Annotated in this window: 2 protein-coding genes; both read right to left on the minus strand. The window is 48.8% G+C overall.

Annotated features, from left to right (window positions below):
* Positions 1–657: Tar ligand binding domain-containing protein (locus tag Dpoa2040_RS08750; protein WP_210423883.1), on the minus strand; the 657-nt coding region annotated here is incomplete at its 3' end.
* 514 nt (positions 658–1,171) lie between these two features.
* The coding region (locus Dpoa2040_RS08755) for a methyl-accepting chemotaxis protein (protein ID WP_246867275.1) at positions 1,172–1,618 on the minus strand (447 nt) is incomplete at its 5' end.

Raw genomic sequence — 1,618 nt, forward strand, 5'->3', positions numbered from 1 at the left:
CGGTTTCACCAGATAATTCACCAGATAACGGTCACTCAGGAACAGTACGATGATGCCCAGAATCAACGCAGCCAGCAGCAGTTCCTTGTTGAGGGAGAGGTGTTTTGAGGCCGAAATGATGGCATCGTCAGATTGAATCGCCGTGGCATATTTATCCGCGATACCACCGAAATCTACGCTCAACGGCGGATATTGTTTGCGAAACAGTTGACGGAAATCATCCATCTGACCGTTCTTAAGCGCTGTCAGCATGGGTTCCACGCCGCTTTGCAGCAACCGCTCCCAAGCCTCGCCCATCTGCTGAACGATCTCTTTATCTACCCCGATGTGCTCACTGCGTTTAAACTGCTCCAGCGCCTCTTTGCTATTCTTCAAGGCACTGTCGGCTGCACTCAGGGTTTTCTGTGCATTCTCCGTATCGCCAATCTGCAAGTAATCTACCACTCGCAACATCCGGGTCACTGACCGAAAATACTGATCATTGCCTTTGACCAGCGTAGAGTAACTTTTCTTTTGTGCCATATTGTCATTCAGCAAATTAATCATGCTGCTGAATGAACCCAGCGTGAAGATGGATGCCATTCCCCAGATAACGGTAAACAATGTCAGAATAATTAACAGCATTCGTCTGACGGTAATGTGTCTTAAAATATTCATAACAGGCTCCTGATAATGAGTCGCGCCTTCAACGCTTCCTTAGTTATAGCCACCTGCGTTTGGTGAGTTACCAGTGTAAATAATGAACATTTTTCACAACTGTTCACCTGACGCGTATTGTGACAAGCCAAACCCTGGCTAAACCAAATTATTTCCAATAGAAACCACTTGACTTTGATATATATTACGGTTCAATAAAACCGCACTGATTTTTATCGAACTATTTTCAGTCTACCATACCCGGCAATGCCTTCATCGTATTTTCACTTCTAAATCTATAGAGTGAAAATTAAGCAAGCCTTAAATGAGAAAAATAAAAATGACCAAGATCGGGCTATCTCATTTCAAGGATTTTATTTCTTTATTACCTCTATTTTTCTGCTTCGAACCAACTACCTCGTCGGCATTCAGCCGAATGCACCGGCAAGTCGGTGCATTCCAGAGGAAAAAATTGAGATACGATGAGGTTAGCGCGTTTCCCAGTCAACGTGAAATGAATGGTCCACTGAGCCGATTAATCCTGGAGGTGTAACGCCAAAGTAACCGTACGTGGCGTGTACAACGCTGCCGATGCAGTTACCAGATCGAACGCCGTTACTGCCGCCGCCAGACTCTGCGCCTGTTCATCCAGCGTTGCTGCCGCCAATGCGGCTTCCTGCACCAGCGTCGCGTTCTGCTGCGTCACGCCGTCCATTTCCGTCACCGCCTGGCCGATTTGGTCAATACCCCGGCTTTGCTCGTCAGAGGCCGCCGAAATTTCCCCCATCAGGTCATACACCCGCGATACCGAGGAGATAATCACTTCCATGGCGCTGCCCGCTTCACGTACCAGTGCAGAACCGGTATCTACCCGGTTGACCGACTCGCCGATCAGCGTCTCAATCTCTTTCGCCGCCTGCGCGCTGCGTTGCGCCAGGCTTCTCACTTCTCCGGCGACCACCGCAAAACCACGACCCTGCTC

It is taken from the genome of Dickeya sp. CFBP 2040, assembly GCF_012273755.1.
Classification (GTDB): domain Bacteria; phylum Pseudomonadota; class Gammaproteobacteria; order Enterobacterales; family Enterobacteriaceae; genus Dickeya; species Dickeya poaceiphila.